Raw genomic sequence first — 18,098 nt, 5'->3', positions numbered from 1 at the left:
ATGAAGACAGTATCAAAAGCCATCGGCCTATCATGTTTGGCGATGTTGACAGCCTGCAAAGACAAAGGTGTCACTGAAGTCGAAAAGCTTCCTCTTGTTAAAGCCATTGAAATCTCCGTCTTAGACTTTAACGATAAGCTCTATTTTCCAGCAGTGGCTAATGCTGCTGAGAAAGCGCACCTAAGTTTCCGTGTCGCTGGTGAGATTTTTAAACTTGATGTCAAAGAAGGTGAACAAGTTAAAAAGGGTGATGTTCTTGCCGAGTTAGATCCAACAGATTATCAGTTGGACGTTGATAACGCTCAAGCTCGATACACAGTGATTAACAGCCAATACAGACGTTCAAGTCCGTTGGTCAAAAAGGGGTTATTGGCTAAGTCTCAATTCGATGAGATTGCCGCTCAGCGTCAAATCGCTTATGCCGAGTTAGAATTGGCAAAACTGCGTTTGTCATTTACTAAGCTTCGCGCACCGGTTGATGGAATTATCTCTCGTGTCAGTGTTGACCAATACGAAAATATTCAGGTTGGCCAACAGATTGTGAATATTCACAGTGTTGAGGATGTTGAAGTTGTTATCCAATTGCCTGACCAAATCTATGTAAATCAACCAAATGAAGCGACTATCTCGAATATTGAGGCAGTAGTTAGAGTTCCAAGTGGGAATGAATACAGTGCGGGGATAAAAGAGTTTACGACTGAACCCGATCCAAACACAGGTACATTTACCGTCACGCTTGCTTTGCCTATGCCAGAAGATGATTTGATTCTTGACGGTATGGCCGTTGAGGTCACGTCAAATGGGCGTGATATCGGGTTGAAATTAAAAGCAGGCGTACTTATTCCTATTGAGGCTGTGTTTAATGCCGATGGGGATGAGTTAACTCGTCAAAACTCTTACGTGTGGATTCTTAATGACGACAATACAGTATCTAAGCAGCAAGTCGTATTAGGCAAAGCGAATCAGAAAACATTGCAGATAATCAAAGGATTAGAAATGGGGCAGCATGTCGTTGTTGCAGGCGTATCGCGATTGCGAGATGGGATGACAGTGGAAGTATTGTCTCAGGAGACGAACAATGAGTGAAGTCAATAGCAAGCCCCAAAGTGACGATCAACAGGGTGATGACCAAATCACTGGAGTGGCGGCTTATTTTATACGAAATAAGGTCATTAGCTGGATGCTATCACTGATCTTTCTTATTGGTGGTGTGTCTGCATTCTTTGGTTTGGGCCGTTTAGAAGATCCTGCCTTTACCATCAAAGATGCCATGGTAGTGACCTCTTATCCGGGAGCGACGCCTCAGCAAGTGGAAGAGGAAGTGACTTACCCATTAGAGAAAGCGATTCAACAGCTTACCTATGTTGATGAAGTTAACTCTATCTCTAGTCGTGGCCTGTCTCAGGTTACGGTAACGATGAAGAATAATTACGGCCCTGATGATCTTCCACAAATTTGGGATGAACTTCGACGTAAAGTGAATGATTTGAAAGGTCAACTGCCACCCGGGGTAAATGACCCTCAAGTCATAGACGATTTTGGTGATGTTTACGGTATTTTGCTTGCCGTAACGGGGGACGGTTACAGTTACAAAGAGTTACTTGATTACATTGATTACCTAAGGCGAGAGCTAGAACTTGTTGATGGGGTCAGTAAAGTCTCGGTATCCGGCCAACAGCAAGAGCAAGTGTTCATTGAGATATCGATGAAACGGATCAGCTCTCTGGGTTTGTCTCCAAATACTGTATTTAACCTTTTATCCACTCAAAATATTGTTTCAAGTGCAGGTGCTGTAAGGATTGGTGACGAGTACATTCGAATCCATCCAACAGGGGAGTTCCAGAATGTTGAACAGCTCGGTGATTTGATTCTTACGGAAGGTGGCGCTCAAGGGCTTATCTATCTAAAAGATGTGGCGAATGTAACTCGTGGTTATGTTGAAGTGCCTACTAACATCATTGGCTATAACGGGAAGCTCGCACTTAACCTTGGTGTTTCTTTTGCACAAGGCGTGAACGTGGTCGCAGTGGGCGAAGCCTTTGACCGAAGGCTCGCCGAGCTGAAATACCAACAGCCCGTAGGTATTGACATATCTGAGGTTTATAACCAACCCAAAGAAGTCGATAAGTCAGTTAGTGGATTTGTAGTGAGTTTAGGACAAGCGGTTGCGATCGTAATCGTAGTGTTGCTGTTCTTCATGGGATTACGATCGGGTTTGTTGATTGGTTTGATACTGCTATTGACCGTTTTCGGTACCTTCATTTTCATGCAGTACTTCAAAATCGATCTTCAACGTATTTCATTGGGCGCGTTGGTTATCGCGCTGGGGATGCTGGTGGATAATGCCATTGTGGTGGTGGAAGGGATATTGATCGGCACGCAGAAGGGGCGAACCCGAATGCAGGCCGCTACAGATATTGTGACCCAAACCAAATGGCCACTGCTTGGTGCAACGGTTATTGCGGTCACCGCTTTTGCCCCAATCGGTTTGTCTGAAGACTCAACGGGCGAATATTGTGGCACCTTGTTCACGGTTCTACTTATCTCCTTGATGCTGAGTTGGTTTACGGCCATCTCACTCACGCCATTCTTTGCCGATATGTTCTTCAAAGGCCAGAAAGTCGATCCAGATAGTGAAGGTAAAGACCCATACAACGGGATGGTTTTTGTTATCTATAAAAACTTCCTTGAGTTCTGTATGAAGCGTGCGTGGCTCACGATGTTCGTTCTGATTATTGGTTTGGGTGCGAGTGTTTACGGCTTTGGTTTCGTAAAACAAGCCTTTTTCCCATCTTCAACCACGCCGATGTTCCAAGTTGATGTCTGGATGCCGGAAGGTACGGATATTCGAGCGACCAACACCAAACTGAAAGTACTGGAAAGTTGGTTAGCAGAGCAGGACGAAGTTGAACATATCACGACAACGGCGGGTAAAGGTCTGCAACGTTTCATGCTGACTTATGCGCCAGAGAAAAGTTATAGCGCATACGGTGAGATAACGGTTCGTGTGAAGAGTTATGAAGTACTTGAAGGTTTGATGTTGCGCTTTCGTGAGCATGTAAACGGCCAGTTCCCTGAAATTAATTACAAACTTAAGCAGATCGAATTAGGTCCTGGTGGCGGTGCGAAAATTGAAGCGCGAATTGTGGGTTCTGATCCAACGGTTTTACGTTCAATCGCAGCTCAAGTTATGGACATCATGCGTGCTGACAATGGATCGTTTAACGTTCGTCACGATTGGCGTGAAAGAACTAAGGTACTGGAACCTCAGTTCAACGAAAGCCAAGCGCGTCGTTATGGTATTACCAAATCTGATGTGGATGATTTCCTAGCGATGTCTTTCTCTGGTAAATCGATCGGTGTGTACCGTGATGGGACGACGCTGATGCCTATTGTGGCTCGTTTACCTGAAGATGAACGTGTCGATATACGTAACATCGAAGGCATGAAGATTTGGAGCCCAGCATTAAGTGAATACATCCCACTACAACAAGTAACACTAGGCTACGAATTGGAATGGGAAGACCCACTGATCATCCGTAAGAACCGTAAGCGTATGCTGACGGTAATGGCGGATCCTGACCTACTGGGTGAAGAGACAGCATCAACTTTACAGAAACGCTTACAGCCACAAATAGAAGCGATTGAGATGCCACCGGGTTATTCATTGGAATGGGGTGGTGAATACGAGTCGTCAGCTGACGCTCAAGCGTCACTGTTCACAACTATGCCGTTAGGCTACTTGTTCATGTTCTTAATCACGGTGTTCTTGTTTAATTCGGTGAAAGAGCCCCTGATTGTTTGGTTAACGGTACCACTCGCCTTGATAGGGGTAACGACAGGCTTGCTAGCCTTGAATACACCGTTCGGTTTTATGGCGCTTCTGGGCTTCTTGAGTTTGTCTGGAATGCTTCTGAAGAACGGTATCGTACTGCTTGATCAAATTGAGATTGAGATGAAGTCAGGTAAAGACCCATATATAGCGGTTGTTGATGCGGCATTGAGTCGTGTACGTCCTGTATGTATGGCGGCTATCACAACGATTCTCGGTATGATTCCATTGTTACCGGATATCTTCTTCAAGCCAATGGCGGTAACCATCATGTTTGGTTTGGGCTTCGCCACCGTACTGACGCTAATCGTGGTACCTGTGCTGTATCGTCTATTCCATAAAATTGAAGTCTCGTAAGACGAGTGAGTCTTTGAATTAATGCCCCTGTTTAGGGGCATTATCATTTCTGAGTGATTTAAAATAGGTAGCAATAACATGGAAACAAACACTGAAGGTAGAACGTGTGCATGGGCACTGAAGCACGAACTGGAAAGGGAGTACCACGACGCAGAGTGGGGCGTGCCTGTTTATGATGACCAAGTTCTGTTTGAGTTCATTACTTTAGAAGGCGCTCAGGCGGGCCTGAGTTGGATTACGATCCTTAAAAAGCGCGAAGGCTATCGTGCTGCCTTTGATAATTACGATCTAAACAAGTTAGCCGAATTGAGTGAAGACAATGTGCCACACGTCATAGAGAACTTTGATGTGGTTAAGCATAAAGGCAAGATTGCCTCTGTGTATAACAACGCTCGAGCAACGCTTGAACTGCAGAAAGAGTTTGGTTCTCTTTCAAACGCCTTATGGCAATTTGTCGATAACAAGGTGATCGAAAACCACTGGATTGAGATGACTCAAGTTCCAGCTTCTACCGAGCAATCCAAAGCGATGAGTAAGTTTTTGAAGAAGAGAGGCTTTAAGTTTGTTGGGGAAACAATCTGTTACGCGTTAATGCAAGCGACAGGTATGGTTAATGACCATTTAGAAGGTTGCCCACATAAATAAAGGTGTTATTTCTCGACGCGAAATAATTGTGTGTAAATTGAAAAATTCACTGGTCATTTATAAACTTTTCAATATTATATGCGACCAAATTCAAATGTAGACAACGATAGTGAATCAACAAAACTACCAAATATGTGATGCTAACTATGATCCCTTGCTTAGGCAGTTTATGCGTGAGGATGGCCACGTAGAAACTATCGCGCCGCTAGAAGGTAAAGTGTTCCTATTCTTGCTTGAAAATACAGGCGAATGCATTGAGCGAGGCCTGATCTTTGATAGATGTTGGGGGGATGTGATTGTCTCTGAGCAAGCGTTGACCAACGTGATATCTAAGCTTAGAAAAACACTGAACAGAGTGACTTGTGGTTGCGCCACGATTCGTACCGTCAGTAAAATGGGGTATTCTCTGGAGATAGAGGAATCATCTCAACCTCAAAATACAGAGCCTAAAGCGACAGTCCCTGAGGCGGATTTAGTATCAGAGTCTCCTCAAACGATAGGATTATCGCAAGCCGAACTTAACCCATCATCAATAACGACAAATCAAACACAAACCTCAGGCGAGTCACCTGAGAAAAAGCCGCAAGATGAGCAGGCTCATGTTATGCCTGCATCAGTAACACAAAGCGTTGAAGGCGACATGGAAATGCCATTGTCCACAGTTAGCCCGAGAGGTTCAGTCAACGCGGTACCACCTAGCTTTAAGCTTTTTGTTCATCGTCATTTAGCCTGCGTGGGCTACTTTTTAGCCTTTACCTGTGTGTTGATCTCTTTGTTTAATATATTTCAGGCTTACTATCAGCCATTGCCATACTTTGTTGATAAAAATGAGTATCACGACAGCTTCGTAGATGAAACTAATCACTACTTTTTCCATATTGTTCGCAATGAAGCCTACTCGTTGCCTGCGATCACTGAGAGACTGATACAAGTTATACCTAGCCACTGTAATGTTGATGTTTTTGTTCGCATTTATCCATCTGTCAACCAACCTGAAAATGATGCTTTGTATATGCTGATTGAGAGAAAGGATGGCGAAGCTCTTAATTACTTGTCATCTATTTTTGAAGTTGAGTCATCTTTTGATTCGTTTGTGAATTACATGGCTCAAAGGAGTTACTTTTGCGAATAATTGGTTTGCTATTGGTATTAGCACTCACAGCTGCAAGTTTCATGATTGATAGAAACGTATTAGCGGGCACTCGTTGGCACTGTAAAACCATCAAAACGGGCTTTATGACGCAGGCATTTCAACCTTATCAATCGTTGTATGAACGTATGACTTTTACCTTCCAATCAGACAATACGTTTATGATTGCAGAGGCGGTGAAGATTGAAGAGAAGAATGGTCAGGTGAGTAAATTGGAGCACCACTCCTCAGGTCGTTATTCGTTAGAAGATGGCGAGTTGTCTATCTCTATCATTGATTATTCGCCGACAACTGAAACTGATGATCCTGTTATTAATCGAGAGTATAGCTCGTATAAGGGGCTGAATATTGATTACTCAGTTGTTGTCACCGATGACTCACTCTATTTATTTAATAAAAATCGTTTCGAAATTTTTAATTGGGTATGTTTTAAGGTTCAGAAGTAGTCATATAACTTCTACACCAAGAGCTTACCGAACTAAAAAAGGCAGGTTGTCCCTGCCTTTTTGTGGAAACTTGTTTATTGTTTTACTTAAACCAGAGCGTTGTAACGATCTAGTCCAGCTTCTAGATCCGCAATCAGGTCATCGACGTCTTCTAAGCCGATATGAACGCGTATCAAGGTTCCTTCGAAGTTAGGGTTCGCTACCGTTCTCAAGCTATTAAAGCTGCTCGGTTCGTTCGCTAGAATCAAACTTTCAAATCCACCCCATGAGTAACCCATACTAAAGTGCGTCATACCATCAAGCAGAGCAGTCGTTGCTTTTGTGTTTGAGTTCTTCAGTACGAAAGAGAACAAACCATTACCGCCAGTGAAGTCTCGTTTGAAGAATTCATGACCAGGACAAGACTCAAGGGCAGGGTGACGAACATGGTCAACCTCAGGGCGTGTTTCTAACCACTTTGCTACTTTAAGGCTGTTTTCAGCATGTTGGCGAAGTCGAACGTCAAGAGTGCGAATACCGCGAAGACCAAGATAAGCGTCATCTGGAGATACGCACTGTCCCATCAAGTAACTCTGCTCTCTCAGTTGATCCCAACATTTTTCGTTGGCTACCGCAGTTCCTAGCATCACATCAGAGTGACCAACAATGTATTTAGTCGCCGCTTGAATTGAGATGTCGACGCCAAAATCGAACGGTGAGAAGTTAACACCAGCCGCCCACGTGTTATCGAGCATTACAATGATGTCATGTTCATGAGCAATACGTGCGAGTGTTGGGATGTCTTGAACTTCCATGGTGACTGAACCCGGAGATTCAGTAAATAGAACCTTAGTATTTGGCTTAATAAGGTCTTGGATACCTTCACCGATCGTTGGCTCGTAGTAAGTGGTCTCTACACCCATCTTTTTCATTATGGTGTCACAGAAATCACGAGTGGGTTCATAACAGGTATCGACCATCAGAATATGGTCACCTGTTTCAACAAAAGAGAGGATGGCATTAGAGATGGCTGCCGTACCACAAGGGTAAAGTGCGCAACCTGCACCACCTTCAACTTCAACCATTGCATCTTGAAATGCGAAATGAGTCGTGGTGCCACGGCGTCCGTAGAAAAGTGTCTTGTTAGCGCGGTTAATGGTCGCTTTGCGTTTCTCTTCTACTGTGTTGAACACGACAGTTGAAGCGCGTTGTACTGGTGGGTTAACGACACCATTAGTCCACTTCTTATCACGACCTGCAGTGATCAGTTTAGTGGTTTTGTTCTCGGACATGCTGTGAATTCCTTATCAATCGGTTATGTCCTATTTAAAACATGCCAATAGCCTTCAAAGCAAGAGCAGAGCGGGAGTTTTTGCGCTTTTCTTTCGCTTTTTAACCTTCCACGTCGTTTATCGTGAAAGGTTTAAAATCCGATAGTCGGCGAGTGATGAGCCGGGGTGGACGCATTGATGGAATTAAAGCAGCGGGTTGAATAAGTAAAACAACCTTTCGAAGAAGCGGTTGCGTAGGTTTCTCTGCTCCCATTGCTCCAATTCCACTGGATGAGATGATTCAATATAGGATTGCTGCAAATCAAACAGTTGCTTGGTGAAGTGCACATCATCAACGGCTAGCGTTACTTCGAAGTTAAGCCATAGGCTGCGCATGTCGATATTGACCGTTCCGATTAAGCAAAACTCTTCATCAATCACTACCGATTTGGTGTGAAGAAGCCCGCCGTAAAACTCATATATCTTCACTCCGGCTTCAAGCAGTTCGGTATAGAAGGCGCGAGAAGCCCATTTAACCATTAATGAATCGTTGTTATGTGGAATGATTAATTCGACGCTGACACCACGTTGTGCCGTCATTTTGAGTGTTTCTAATAAGTCGGCACTCGGTACAAAATAGGGTGTTGTAATACGAACTGAATGGTTTGCTTGATTAATCGCAATAGTAAGAACTTGCAGAATCAAATACTCCGGCATGCCCGGCCCAGATGGCACTACTTGAACTGGATGATGCGTCATTATTTCTTCAACCGGGCACTCTGGTAAATCAGGAAGAATGCGTTCACCGGTTTCCACTTCCCAATCCCAACCATGAATTGCTGACAACACGTTAACGGTTGGCCCAGTGACGCGAACCATGACATCAATCCATTGGCCGACACCTGAGCTCTGTTTGAAATGAGCTGGATCTACCATATTCATTGACCCGGTATAGGCGATGGACTCATCAATCACGATGATCTTCCGGTGCTGCCTTAGATCTAAACGGCGTAAGAAAATACGCCAAGGACTAACCTCTAATGCTTGGACAACGTGAACGCCAGCGTCTTTCATCATTGAACGCCAGTGACTTTTGAAAAAACGCGGGCTACCTGCAGAATCGAGTAAAACTTTAACATCGACACCACGTTTTGCTGCTCGAATAAGTGCGGAAGCAACGGAGTCAGTTAAGCCACCGGGGTGCCAAATATAGAAAACCATTTTGATACTCGTCTGGGCGTTTTCTATATCTTCGATAATTGCGTGTAGGATTTCATTAGGAGAAGCTTGCAGTGAAAGTGTGTTTCCGCTGAGAGCTGGAATGCCCATCCGATTGTTACAAAGCTCATCAATTTTGTGGATAGGAGAGCCGACTTTACCTGGAAGGTGGACTTGGCAATCATTTAATTGGCGGAACCAATCACCAAAAGGCGTAAACATGCGATGTGCCCGCTCAGCCCTCTTTCTACCGAGATTTAGCTCTCCGAAAAGGAAGTAACAAGCGACGCCAACAATAGGGATAATGTAGATAACCATCAACCATGCGAGAGAAACGCTGACAGAGCGTCGTTTTAGTACGACACGAAAAGTCACACCGGCGACAAGGACCCAGTATAAAGCGACAGAAGCTAAAGTTAAAAAATGGTAGAGCTTTTCCACATTGAATACTCGAAAAAAGAGACACTTAGATAGTAATGCTATTTTACGGATATGGGAATTTAAGGAATCAACTATTTACAAAATAGAGCAAAAGCTGTAAACAGGTTAAAGTTGTTAAGTTTTAGTTAACTTAAGACGAATGCAATTGTTTTGTATGAAAAACCGGCATTTAACCATAAAGATTTACATTGATAACGAAATATATACGGTTCGGGCTTCCAATTGTATTCTTAAACTGGTTTACTTGCTAGATAACGAGCGTCAATCAAATCTTTTAATGGTGTAAATTATTATATACACCTTATCTTTTAATGACGCCACACAAAGCAAAATACAACATCACATAACACAAAAGTTTGGAGTAAACGTGGCTACTAGTAATACAACCACTACACCCCGCGATACCTGGGGTTCGAAATTAGGATTCGTAATGGCTGCAGCAGGTTCTGCTGTTGGCTTAGGTAACATCTGGAAATTCCCATACACAGCAGGTGAAAGTGGCGGCGGTGCATTCGTTGCAATTTATCTGTTTTTTGTAATCTTCATCGGTTTTAGTGTGATGCTAACTGAATTTGCGATTGGCCGTCATACGCAAAAATCAGCAGTAGGTGCATTTAAATCAACTGACCGTCGCTGGACGTTCGCTGGTGTTATCGGCGTAGTCAGTGGTTTACTTATCATGGGTTTCTACCCTGTAGTAGGTGGCTGGTCTATCGCATACATCGGTAAAATTGCTGGTGGTCTACTAGACGCACCTGAAGCAATTGGCGACAGCTTCGGTGGCTTTATCTCAAACCCAGTTCAGCCACTAATGTGGATGGGCCTATACCTACTACTTAACGTTGTCATCGTTATGAAGGGTATTTCTGGCGGTATTGAGAAAGCGGGTAAGATTCTGATGCCACTTCTTTTCATCATCCTTATCGTGGTATCAATCAAAGGCCTAATGCTTCCGGGCGCGATGGCTGGTCTTGAATTCCTATTCAGCCCTGACTTCTCTAAAGTAGACAGCGGTGTAATCCTAGCTGCACTAGGTCAAGCATTCTTCTCACTATCTCTTGGTATGGGTTGTATGTTGACTTACGGTTCTTACCTTAAGAAGAAAGAGAACCTAGTTCAAACTACAGCTATGGTTACGGCGATGGATACAGGCGTTGCTATCCTAGCTGGTGTTGCAATGTTCCCTGCAATGTTCGCATTCGGTATGGAGCCTGCAGCAGGTCCTGGTCTAGTATTCGTTGTTGTTCCTCAGCTATTCGCTGAAATGGGCGGCGTAGTTGGTCTTCTATTTGCTCTTATGTTCTTCGTTGGTCTAAGTGTAGCGGCACTGACTTCTTCAGTATCTCTACTTGAAGTTGTTGTTTCGTACCTAATCGATGAGAAAGGCATGAAGCGTGTAACAGCTGTACTGTCTGCAAGTGTCGTAATGGCGATTCTATGTATCTTCGCTTCTCTATCACTTGGCGGTTTCGGTCCAACACTGTTTGGTACTGGTGCATTTGATATCTTCGACTTACTAACGGATAAAATCTTCCTAGCAGTTGGCGGTATGTTGGTATGTATCTTCGCTGGTTGGAGACTAAACCGTGCTGACCTAGAGAAAGAAATCACTAACGACGGTGAAGTATCTTTCCCACTATTCGGTCTATGGTACACACTCGTTAAGTACATCATCCCAGTAGCTATCGCTATCGTAGCGTTCATGGGTATCTCTTCTGGCTTCGACAGCGGTAAAGGTGCAATCATGCTACTAGGTATTGGTATCATTGCCGGCTCTGCGCTTATTTCTAAGAAGCTATAATTCTTAGAAACTCTAATCGCAAACTAAAGTTAATTGATAAGCGGGAGCCATTGGCTCCCGTTTTTTATGCGACGTACTTATTGTTTTTCGAGAAATAAAAACATCGTCCCCTAAAGTTATCCGTGTGGTGGCCGATATATCTTTCGGTTAGGCTATATCGGCCTGTATTTATTTTAGGTAGGTGTTCTGTGAAATTGTCAGTGAGAAAAAAACTATATTTGGGTTTTGGATCTATATTGGCGGTGCTTGTCACGTTAGTAGGGATTGTATCGATAGAAGTGATTGGGGCTCACGAGAGCTCTGATGAAATTAGACTGGATGATGTTCCAGGAACTGTTACCTACCTTATATTGATCGATGAAGCTGGTGATGTTTACCGTGATGCTTTGGGCGCGGTTGTTCAGGGCGGTAATGCGCTCAATGATTATCGAGCTAATAAGACTCAATTTTCTCAAGCAATTGAAGAAGCAAAGCGTTTAGAGAGTAAAGGCTCAGAGGACCATCGTCGTGTTCAGCGAATTGAAGAGCTAATGGGGCGCTTTACTCAAGAGTTTGAATCGAAGCTCGTACCTATGCTTAATGATGAAACTGCATTGTTATCAAATATCCAGCAGCTTCGCTCTTTGTATGAGAGTAATCTTATCCCGATTGAAAATTTGCTTGATCAAGCATCTGAAAGTGAGATTGCTGATACAGAGCGAGCTCTGCTAACACTAACGGATTCGTTTATTACAATCGAACGCACGATTATGGTGTTGACTGCGGTTGCGATTGTGTTTGGTTGCGTAATTGCGTTTGTATTGTCTAGCTCTATTACTAATCGCTTAACTCGTGTAGAGCAAGTTGCACGACGCGTAGCAAATGGTGATCTAACGGCAGGTGACATTGTTGATGATTCTGGTGATGAGTTGGCTGACCTTGCTCAATCGATCAACCAGATGCAAAAGTCATTGGTCGATCTCCTCGGTTCTATCTCATCAGTGACTACCCAAGTTCAATCCGTTACTGGTGAGCTATCATCAATCAGCCACGACATCGTATCTGGCGCCTCTGCTCAAGCAGATAAAGCGACATTGATTGCGACTGCGGCAGAAGAACTAAGCTTAACCATTTCTGAAGTAGCGCAACAAGGTACTTCTACTTATGAAGAAGCGCGCCGCTCAGAAACGTCTGCAGAAGACGGTCGTAAAGTGATCGTGGAGATGGTTGCGAGCATCCAACAAGTGTCTACTCAAATGAGCGACATGTCGTTACAAATGAACACGCTGGGTTCACATGGCGAGCAGATTGGCAGTGTTATCAAGGTAATCGAAGATATCGCAGAACAAACCAACCTCTTGGCTCTGAACGCGGCTATTGAAGCTGCGCGTGCTGGTGAGTTCGGTCGTGGTTTTGCCGTGGTAGCTGATGAAGTACGAGCGCTAGCGGAGAGAACGACTAAAGCAACACAAGAAGTGTCTGGTATCATCCAATCTATTCAATCTGGTACTCAAGAAGCGGTTACTTACACTCAAGACAACTGTCGTTTAGTTGAAATTGGTGTAGAGCAAAGTACAGGGGCGGTATCGGCTCTAGAAGCAATTGTTAGCGGTGCGGGCAACGTACAAAGCATGGTTAACTCAATTGCGACTGCGGCAGAAGAACAGACAGCGGTGACAAAAGAAATCGCAGCGGATATTACGGCAATCAGTGATATCTCTGAACAGTCATTACAGTTAGCGACTCGCAGCTCTGAGAACACATCAGGTTTGAATGCTAAAGTTGCCGAACTTGAAGGCTTAGTAGGTAAGTTCAAACTTGCTTAGAGCTTAGAGCTTAGAGCTTAGAGCTTAGAGCTTAGAGCTGGATCATAAGTCTAGAACATAAGCTTAGAGCGAATTGATTAAAGACTTCCCAGTGAAAGTTGCCTATTGAAACATAAGCCCAACGATTCAATGTTTATTGAACTCGTTGGGCTTTTTCGTAGCTGGAATCTGGATTCAGACACGGTATACTCCACGTTCTACAATGGAGCTAGCCTTTACATGTTCGACATTCTTCTGAATCACTCTGATTTTTTACTTATAAACAAACATCCAGGCGTCAGCGTCCATAAAGACGATGGTGATACGATGTTATTGCAAGAAGTTGCTAAGGCAATCAATGAGCCGAAGCTATATTTAGTCCATCGTCTCGATAAAATGACGTCAGGAATTCTACTGCTGGCAAAAAATACCCCGGCAGCGAGTGAGCTTTCACAGTTGTTTGCAAAGCGTGAAGTAGAGAAGTACTACCTTGCGATAGGCTCCAAGAAGCCGAAGAAAAAGCAGGGGCTGATCTCAGGAGATATGGAGCGTTCACGACGCTCAAGCTGGAAGCTGCTGACAACCAAAGAAAACCCAGCGATTACCCAATTTTTATCTGCAACGGCTGAACCCGGTGAGCGTCTACTTTTATGTAAACCCTATACGGGGCGAACTCATCAGATCCGTGTCGCGATGAAGTCCATTGGCTCGGCTATTGTTGGTGATCCTATTTACAATCCATCGAACGAGGCTGACAGAGGCTATCTGCATGCCTTCGCGATTCGATTTACCTATCAATCACAAGCCTACGAATGTGTCTGCGATCCAAGAAACCTCGACTCTTTGGGGGAGAAATGGCATCAAGAGATCGTGTCTAATGGTTTAGACAGTTGGCTTGAACCTTGGTCATTAACGTGGCCAAAGCTAAACACTAAGTGAGTGAAATAATGGAAGCATCAGCTTTACCTCTGTTTTTTAGTCATATTGAACAGCAATTGAATGAAGTGCCGAATGAACTACGTCGTATTTTTCACGGGCGTGGCAAGTTTTGGCCCGGCCTAGATCAACTCACTTGTGATTGGGTTGATGGACAGTTATTGGTTAACGTGTTTAAAGAAGTGGACCAAGCGTTCTTATCATCTCTAAAGACTGGATTGGTCGACCTCACTAACAAAGATATCTGGCAAGTAAAACAGGGCACAAGCATTGTGCTGCAACACCGTTATGCTGATGGCGCGCCCTCTGAAGTGTTGTGGGGTCAATTGAACGACTCACCAGTCGTGGTTGAACATGGGCTTAAGTACCAACTAGACATTGGCCGCAATCAGAACTTCGGTCTGTTCCTAGACATGCGTAATGGCCGTCAGTGGGTACAAGATAATGCTAAGGATAAGAACGTTCTTAACCTGTTCGCATACACTTGTGGTTTCTCTGTGGCGGCGATTGCGGGTGGCGCTCGACAATGTATGAACGTAGACATGTCTCGCGGATCACTGAACAAAGGCCGTGATAACCACCGCTTGAATGAGCATGATATGCGCTCGGTGAACTTCCTTGGCTACGATATCTTTAAGTCGTGGGGAAAAATCAAGAAGGGTGGCCCATATGAGCTGGTTATTATCGATCCGCCTTCGTTCCAAAAAGGCAGCTTTGCACTTACTAAAGACTACAAAAAGATCTTACGTCGTTTGCCTGAGCTTCTAACCGAAGGTGGTGAAGTGATTGCTTGTGTTAACTCACCAGCAGTGTCACCAAACTTCTTGATTGAGACGATGGCAGAAGAAGCGCCAAGTGTTGAGTTTATCGAGCGTTTAGATAATCCACCTGAATTTGTCGATGTCGACCTCGATTCAAGTTTGAAAGTCCTGAGATTTAAAATTAACGTTTCTGAAGACGCTTAATTTAGAGTAAACAAATATCAACGTTTGAAAGTAAAAAAGCCACTCAAATGAGTGGCTTTTTGGTCTTTAGGTTTCTAAGAAGTTTAAGCTTGTTGTTTCTCTAGCTCAGCTTCTTTCACTTCGTCTTTGATTAGAGAATCAACGATTACCGCACATGCTGCATCACCAGTGATGTTAAGGGCAGTACGGATCATGTCGAAGATACGGTCTAGAGCGAACAACAGAGGTAGACCTTCGATAGGGATACCAGCTGCTAGAAGAACCGCAACCACTAGGAAAGAAGGACCTGGAACACCAGCTTGACCAACTGCGCCTAGCGTAGACGTTACGATGATAGCAACGTAAGCGCCCATAGAAAGGTCGATGTTGAACAGCTGTGCGAAGAAGATAGCAACTAGGCCGTAGTAAATTGCATTACCAGACATGTTGATCGTCGCACCAAGTGGCAGAACGAATGAAGCCGTAGAGTTGCGAACGCCAAGTTCTTTCTCTACCGTTTCCATTGTTACTGGTAGTGTCGCCATTGAAGATGCTGTTGATAGTGCAACCGCTTGAGGCTTCTTCATTGCCACTAGGAACTTCTTAGCTGAAGTCTTAGTGAAGATTTGAATCATCAGTGGGTAAGCAACAAAGCCGAAGATAAGAATCGCAGCGATGTAAACAATGAACAGCTTGAACACGACCATAAGCGCGCCAAAGCCAAACGTACCTACTGCTTCAGCCATTAGGCCGAATACGCCAAGTGGTGCAATGATCATAACTTTGTTGATCATCCATACCATAGCGTCAACGATAGCATTTACACCGTTGATGATAGGGTCACGTTTCTCTTTTGCTTGTTTAGAAATCGCAATACCAAAGAATAAGCAGAAAACGAGAATTTGCAGAATGTTTGCTTCATTCAGTGATTGGAAAACGTTGGTAGGGATCATGCCAGTGATGGTTGCCCAGAACGTTGGAAGTTCGCCTTTCGCAGCGTATTCTGAAGAGAACATGCCTTCAACGCCAGAAACATCGATACCACGCCCCGGTTCGAACACTTCACCCATTACAAGCGCTAGTGCTACAGCAAGTGCAGACGTTAGTGCAAAGTAACCCAGTGTTGTTACACCGACTTTACCAGCCGATGAGCTATTACCTAGACCTGCAGCACCTGAAATTAGGGCAACCGCGACTAGAGGAATAACCAGCATCTTGATCAAATTGATGAAGATAGCACCCAGTGGAGCGAACATAGTTGCGCTGTCACCCATCATCGCGCCGACTGCGGTACCGATGATCATTGCAATAACGACTTGAATGCCAATATTGCTTAGTAAACTCTTTTCTTTTAACACTTCCATAACCTCTGTGCTACTAAATATAAAAATCCCAGAATTACTCACCAATGAACGATGTGCCATTGGATAAATATTTCGCGAAGAGTTTTACACGTATCCTTTACATTTATCAATATGAGCAGAGGTGAAAGTCTCTTAAAAACAGCAGGTGAATCGCTATTAGATGTTTTTTCATACCAAAGCAAACGTTTGCTTTGGTTTTTCGTTGTTCGGTTATTTGTAAGATTTATAAAAGTGTTTTTATTGATCGCTTTGTGAATGGATTGTGCTTCGCGTCGCTTGCTTACTTTTGTTAACATTTAATCAATATCTTTAAGTTTTTTCTATACAGATTAATCTGGCTGAAAATGATAAAGCTTGTTGTGGGAAATTTAGCCTGAACTATGCTTAAGGTATCTATTTATTACCAAGATGTTACCTCTGCGCTTTAAATAAAACGTCTATCTAGCATCTCAGTTGTAAGGAGAGGGGCTATGACTTTTATATTAAAGTACTTGTTTGCGTTTCTTCTGTTGTTCAGCTCTGTGTTCGCTCAGGCCGATGATGTTTGGGTGATTGAGGTGAACGGAGGGATAGGTCCGGCGACCAGTGATTACCTCACTAGAGAAATAGAACAAGCTCACGATGAGCAAGCAAAACTCATCATTTTGAAAATGAATACGCCTGGCGGGTTAGATTCGTCGATGCGTGACATTATTCGATCCATCACCACATCACCGATTCCTGTCGCTACTTGGGTTGGCCCTGCGGGTTCGCGAGCAGCGAGCGCCGGAACCTATATTTTACTTGCCAGCCACGTTGCTTCCATGGCGCCCGGAACTAATCTAGGTGCAGCAACCCCAGTGTCTCTTGGCGGTGGCAAAACGCCGACTAATCCCTTGTCGCCTCAAGGTGATGCCAATAAAGACGACAACACTTCTGCGAGTGAGCAAGACGCAACCAAACAAGAGAATTCAGATCAAGTAAAAGCCACCACTGCGATGGAGAAGAAAGTCATCAATGATGCTGCTGCCTACATCGTCAGTTTGGCTAAGCTGCACAAACGTAACGAAGAATGGGCAGAAAAAGCGGTAAGAGAGGCAGCCAGCTTGGATTCTGAGAATGCACTGACTCTTAACGTGATTGATTTTATTGCCAGCGATCTTCAGCAATTGGTTGAACTGAGCAACGGACGCACCATCACCATCAACGGTGTCAGTCAGGAAGTCCAACTTAGTGATGTTGCTTTTGTCGAGCGAGAACAAGACTGGCGCTTTAGTTTGCTGTCAGTGATCACGAACCCGAACGTTGCATATATTTTGATGCTGATTGGTATCTACGGTTTGTTACTCGAATTCTATAACCCTGGCGTCGGGCTACCGGGTGTATTGGGGGGGATCTGTCTGTTACTGGCAATGTACTCCTTACAAATGCTGCCGGTGAGTTACGCAGGCCTTGCGTTGATTCTGCTTGGAATTGCCTTAATGGTGGCAGAGGCCTTTAGCCCGAGCTTCGGGATTTTCGGTTTGGGTGGCGTCGCCGCATTCACATTGGGCTCGATCATGCTGATGGATACCGAAGTGCCGGGTTATCAAATCGCATTGCCGTTAATTATCGGTATTAGCCTATTCTCTGTCGCTTTTATCGTTGTAACTATCTCTATGCTAGTCCGAGTGAGAAACAAGCCGGTGACTACGGGGATGGAAGCAGTTGTCGGCGACACTGGCAAAGTGGTAAGCGGCTTCCCCGGTACGGGTCGAGTATTGGTTGAAGGTGAGATCTGGCAAGCCAAATGTGCGAGTGAATTGCAAGCGGGGCAGCTTATTAGAGTGACCAAACTGACTGGGTTGTTGTTGGATGTTGAGGCGTTGCCCGAGGAGACATCATCGAAATCTAGCTAGCGCGACATGCTAGAACAAACTTGATTGAATTATTTATTGCTTAACCATCGTTA

At 44.3% G+C, this 18,098-nt stretch carries 13 protein-coding genes; 10 read left to right on the top strand and 3 right to left on the bottom strand.

Annotated elements, in window-relative coordinates:
• The 5 genes from AB4513_RS05350 (at nt 1) to AB4513_RS05330 (ending at nt 6,430) form a co-directional block, all read left to right on the top strand.
• Complete coding sequence (locus tag AB4513_RS05350; protein ID WP_102257845.1) at nt 1-1,086, top strand: efflux RND transporter periplasmic adaptor subunit; 1,086 nt, start codon at nt 1-3, stop codon at nt 1,084-1,086.
• Entirely contained in the window at nt 1,079-4,189 is a 3,111-nt protein-coding gene (locus AB4513_RS05345; RefSeq protein ID WP_102257846.1) for an efflux RND transporter permease subunit, read from the top strand. The genes AB4513_RS05350 and AB4513_RS05345 overlap by 8 nt, the downstream gene beginning before the upstream one ends.
• A 78-nt stretch (nt 4,190-4,267) precedes the next feature.
• A complete protein-coding gene (locus tag AB4513_RS05340; RefSeq protein WP_102257847.1) occupies nt 4,268-4,834 on the top strand; it encodes a DNA-3-methyladenine glycosylase I in 567 nt (188 codons plus the stop codon).
• Between the two features lie 109 nt (nt 4,835-4,943).
• Nucleotides 4,944-5,966 (top strand): winged helix-turn-helix domain-containing protein, encoded by a 1,023-nt coding sequence (locus AB4513_RS05335; RefSeq protein WP_017100082.1) that lies wholly within the window; start codon nt 4,944-4,946, stop codon nt 5,964-5,966.
• Complete coding sequence (locus AB4513_RS05330) at nt 5,957-6,430, top strand: hypothetical protein (protein ID WP_009848768.1); 474 nt, start codon at nt 5,957-5,959, stop codon at nt 6,428-6,430. The genes AB4513_RS05335 and AB4513_RS05330 overlap by 10 nt, the downstream gene beginning before the upstream one ends.
• Before the next feature lie 86 nt (nt 6,431-6,516).
• Here the strand turns inward: AB4513_RS05330 and AB4513_RS05325 are convergent, their stop codons facing one another.
• Both AB4513_RS05325 and cls read right to left on the bottom strand, forming a co-directional pair.
• Complete coding sequence (locus tag AB4513_RS05325; protein WP_017100080.1) at nt 6,517-7,701, bottom strand: cystathionine beta-lyase; 1,185 nt, start codon at nt 7,699-7,701, stop codon at nt 6,517-6,519.
• Nucleotides 7,702-7,884: 183 nt separating this feature from the next.
• Nucleotides 7,885-9,339 carry a cardiolipin synthase gene (gene cls / locus AB4513_RS05320; protein ID WP_012604351.1) on the bottom strand — a complete coding sequence of 485 codons (1,455 nt, stop codon included), beginning with the start codon at nt 9,337-9,339 and terminating at the stop codon, nt 7,885-7,887.
• Nucleotides 9,340-9,706: 367 nt separating this feature from the next.
• Between cls and AB4513_RS05315 the strand changes: the two genes are divergently transcribed.
• The 4 genes from AB4513_RS05315 (at nt 9,707) to AB4513_RS05300 (ending at nt 14,825) form a co-directional block, all read left to right on the top strand.
• Entirely contained in the window at nt 9,707-11,140 is a 1,434-nt protein-coding gene (locus AB4513_RS05315) for a sodium-dependent transporter (protein ID WP_012604350.1), read from the top strand.
• A gap of 188 nt (nt 11,141-11,328) precedes the next feature.
• Complete coding sequence (locus tag AB4513_RS05310) at nt 11,329-12,945, top strand: methyl-accepting chemotaxis protein (protein WP_009848765.1); 1,617 nt, start codon at nt 11,329-11,331, stop codon at nt 12,943-12,945.
• A 219-nt stretch (nt 12,946-13,164) separates the two neighbouring features.
• Nucleotides 13,165-13,863: a TIGR01621 family pseudouridine synthase gene (locus tag AB4513_RS05305; protein WP_102257848.1), complete on the top strand. Its 699-nt coding sequence runs from the start codon at nt 13,165-13,167 to the stop codon at nt 13,861-13,863.
• 8 nt (nt 13,864-13,871) lie between these two features.
• Complete coding sequence (locus AB4513_RS05300) at nt 13,872-14,825, top strand: class I SAM-dependent methyltransferase (protein WP_009848763.1); 954 nt, start codon at nt 13,872-13,874, stop codon at nt 14,823-14,825.
• An 83-nt stretch (nt 14,826-14,908) separates the two neighbouring features.
• Here AB4513_RS05300 and AB4513_RS05295 read toward each other — a convergent pair whose 3' ends face one another.
• On the bottom strand, nt 14,909-16,228 hold the full coding sequence (locus AB4513_RS05295; protein WP_012604345.1) for a dicarboxylate/amino acid:cation symporter: 1,320 nt from the start codon (nt 16,226-16,228) through the stop codon (nt 14,909-14,911).
• Between the two features lie 410 nt (nt 16,229-16,638).
• On the opposite strand from AB4513_RS05295, the gene AB4513_RS05290 reads away from it, so the two are divergent.
• Nucleotides 16,639-18,045 carry a nodulation protein NfeD gene (locus AB4513_RS05290; protein WP_102257849.1) on the top strand — a complete coding sequence of 469 codons (1,407 nt, stop codon included), beginning with the start codon at nt 16,639-16,641 and terminating at the stop codon, nt 18,043-18,045.
• Nucleotides 18,046-18,098: the final 53 nt, after the last annotated feature.

It is taken from the genome of Vibrio sp. 10N.222.54.E6 (genome assembly GCF_041473955.1).
GTDB lineage: Bacteria > Pseudomonadota > Gammaproteobacteria > Enterobacterales > Vibrionaceae > Vibrio > Vibrio tasmaniensis_A.
The sequence above is the reverse complement of the archived record's forward strand: the minus strand, read 5'-3'. Positions and strand labels throughout refer to the sequence as shown.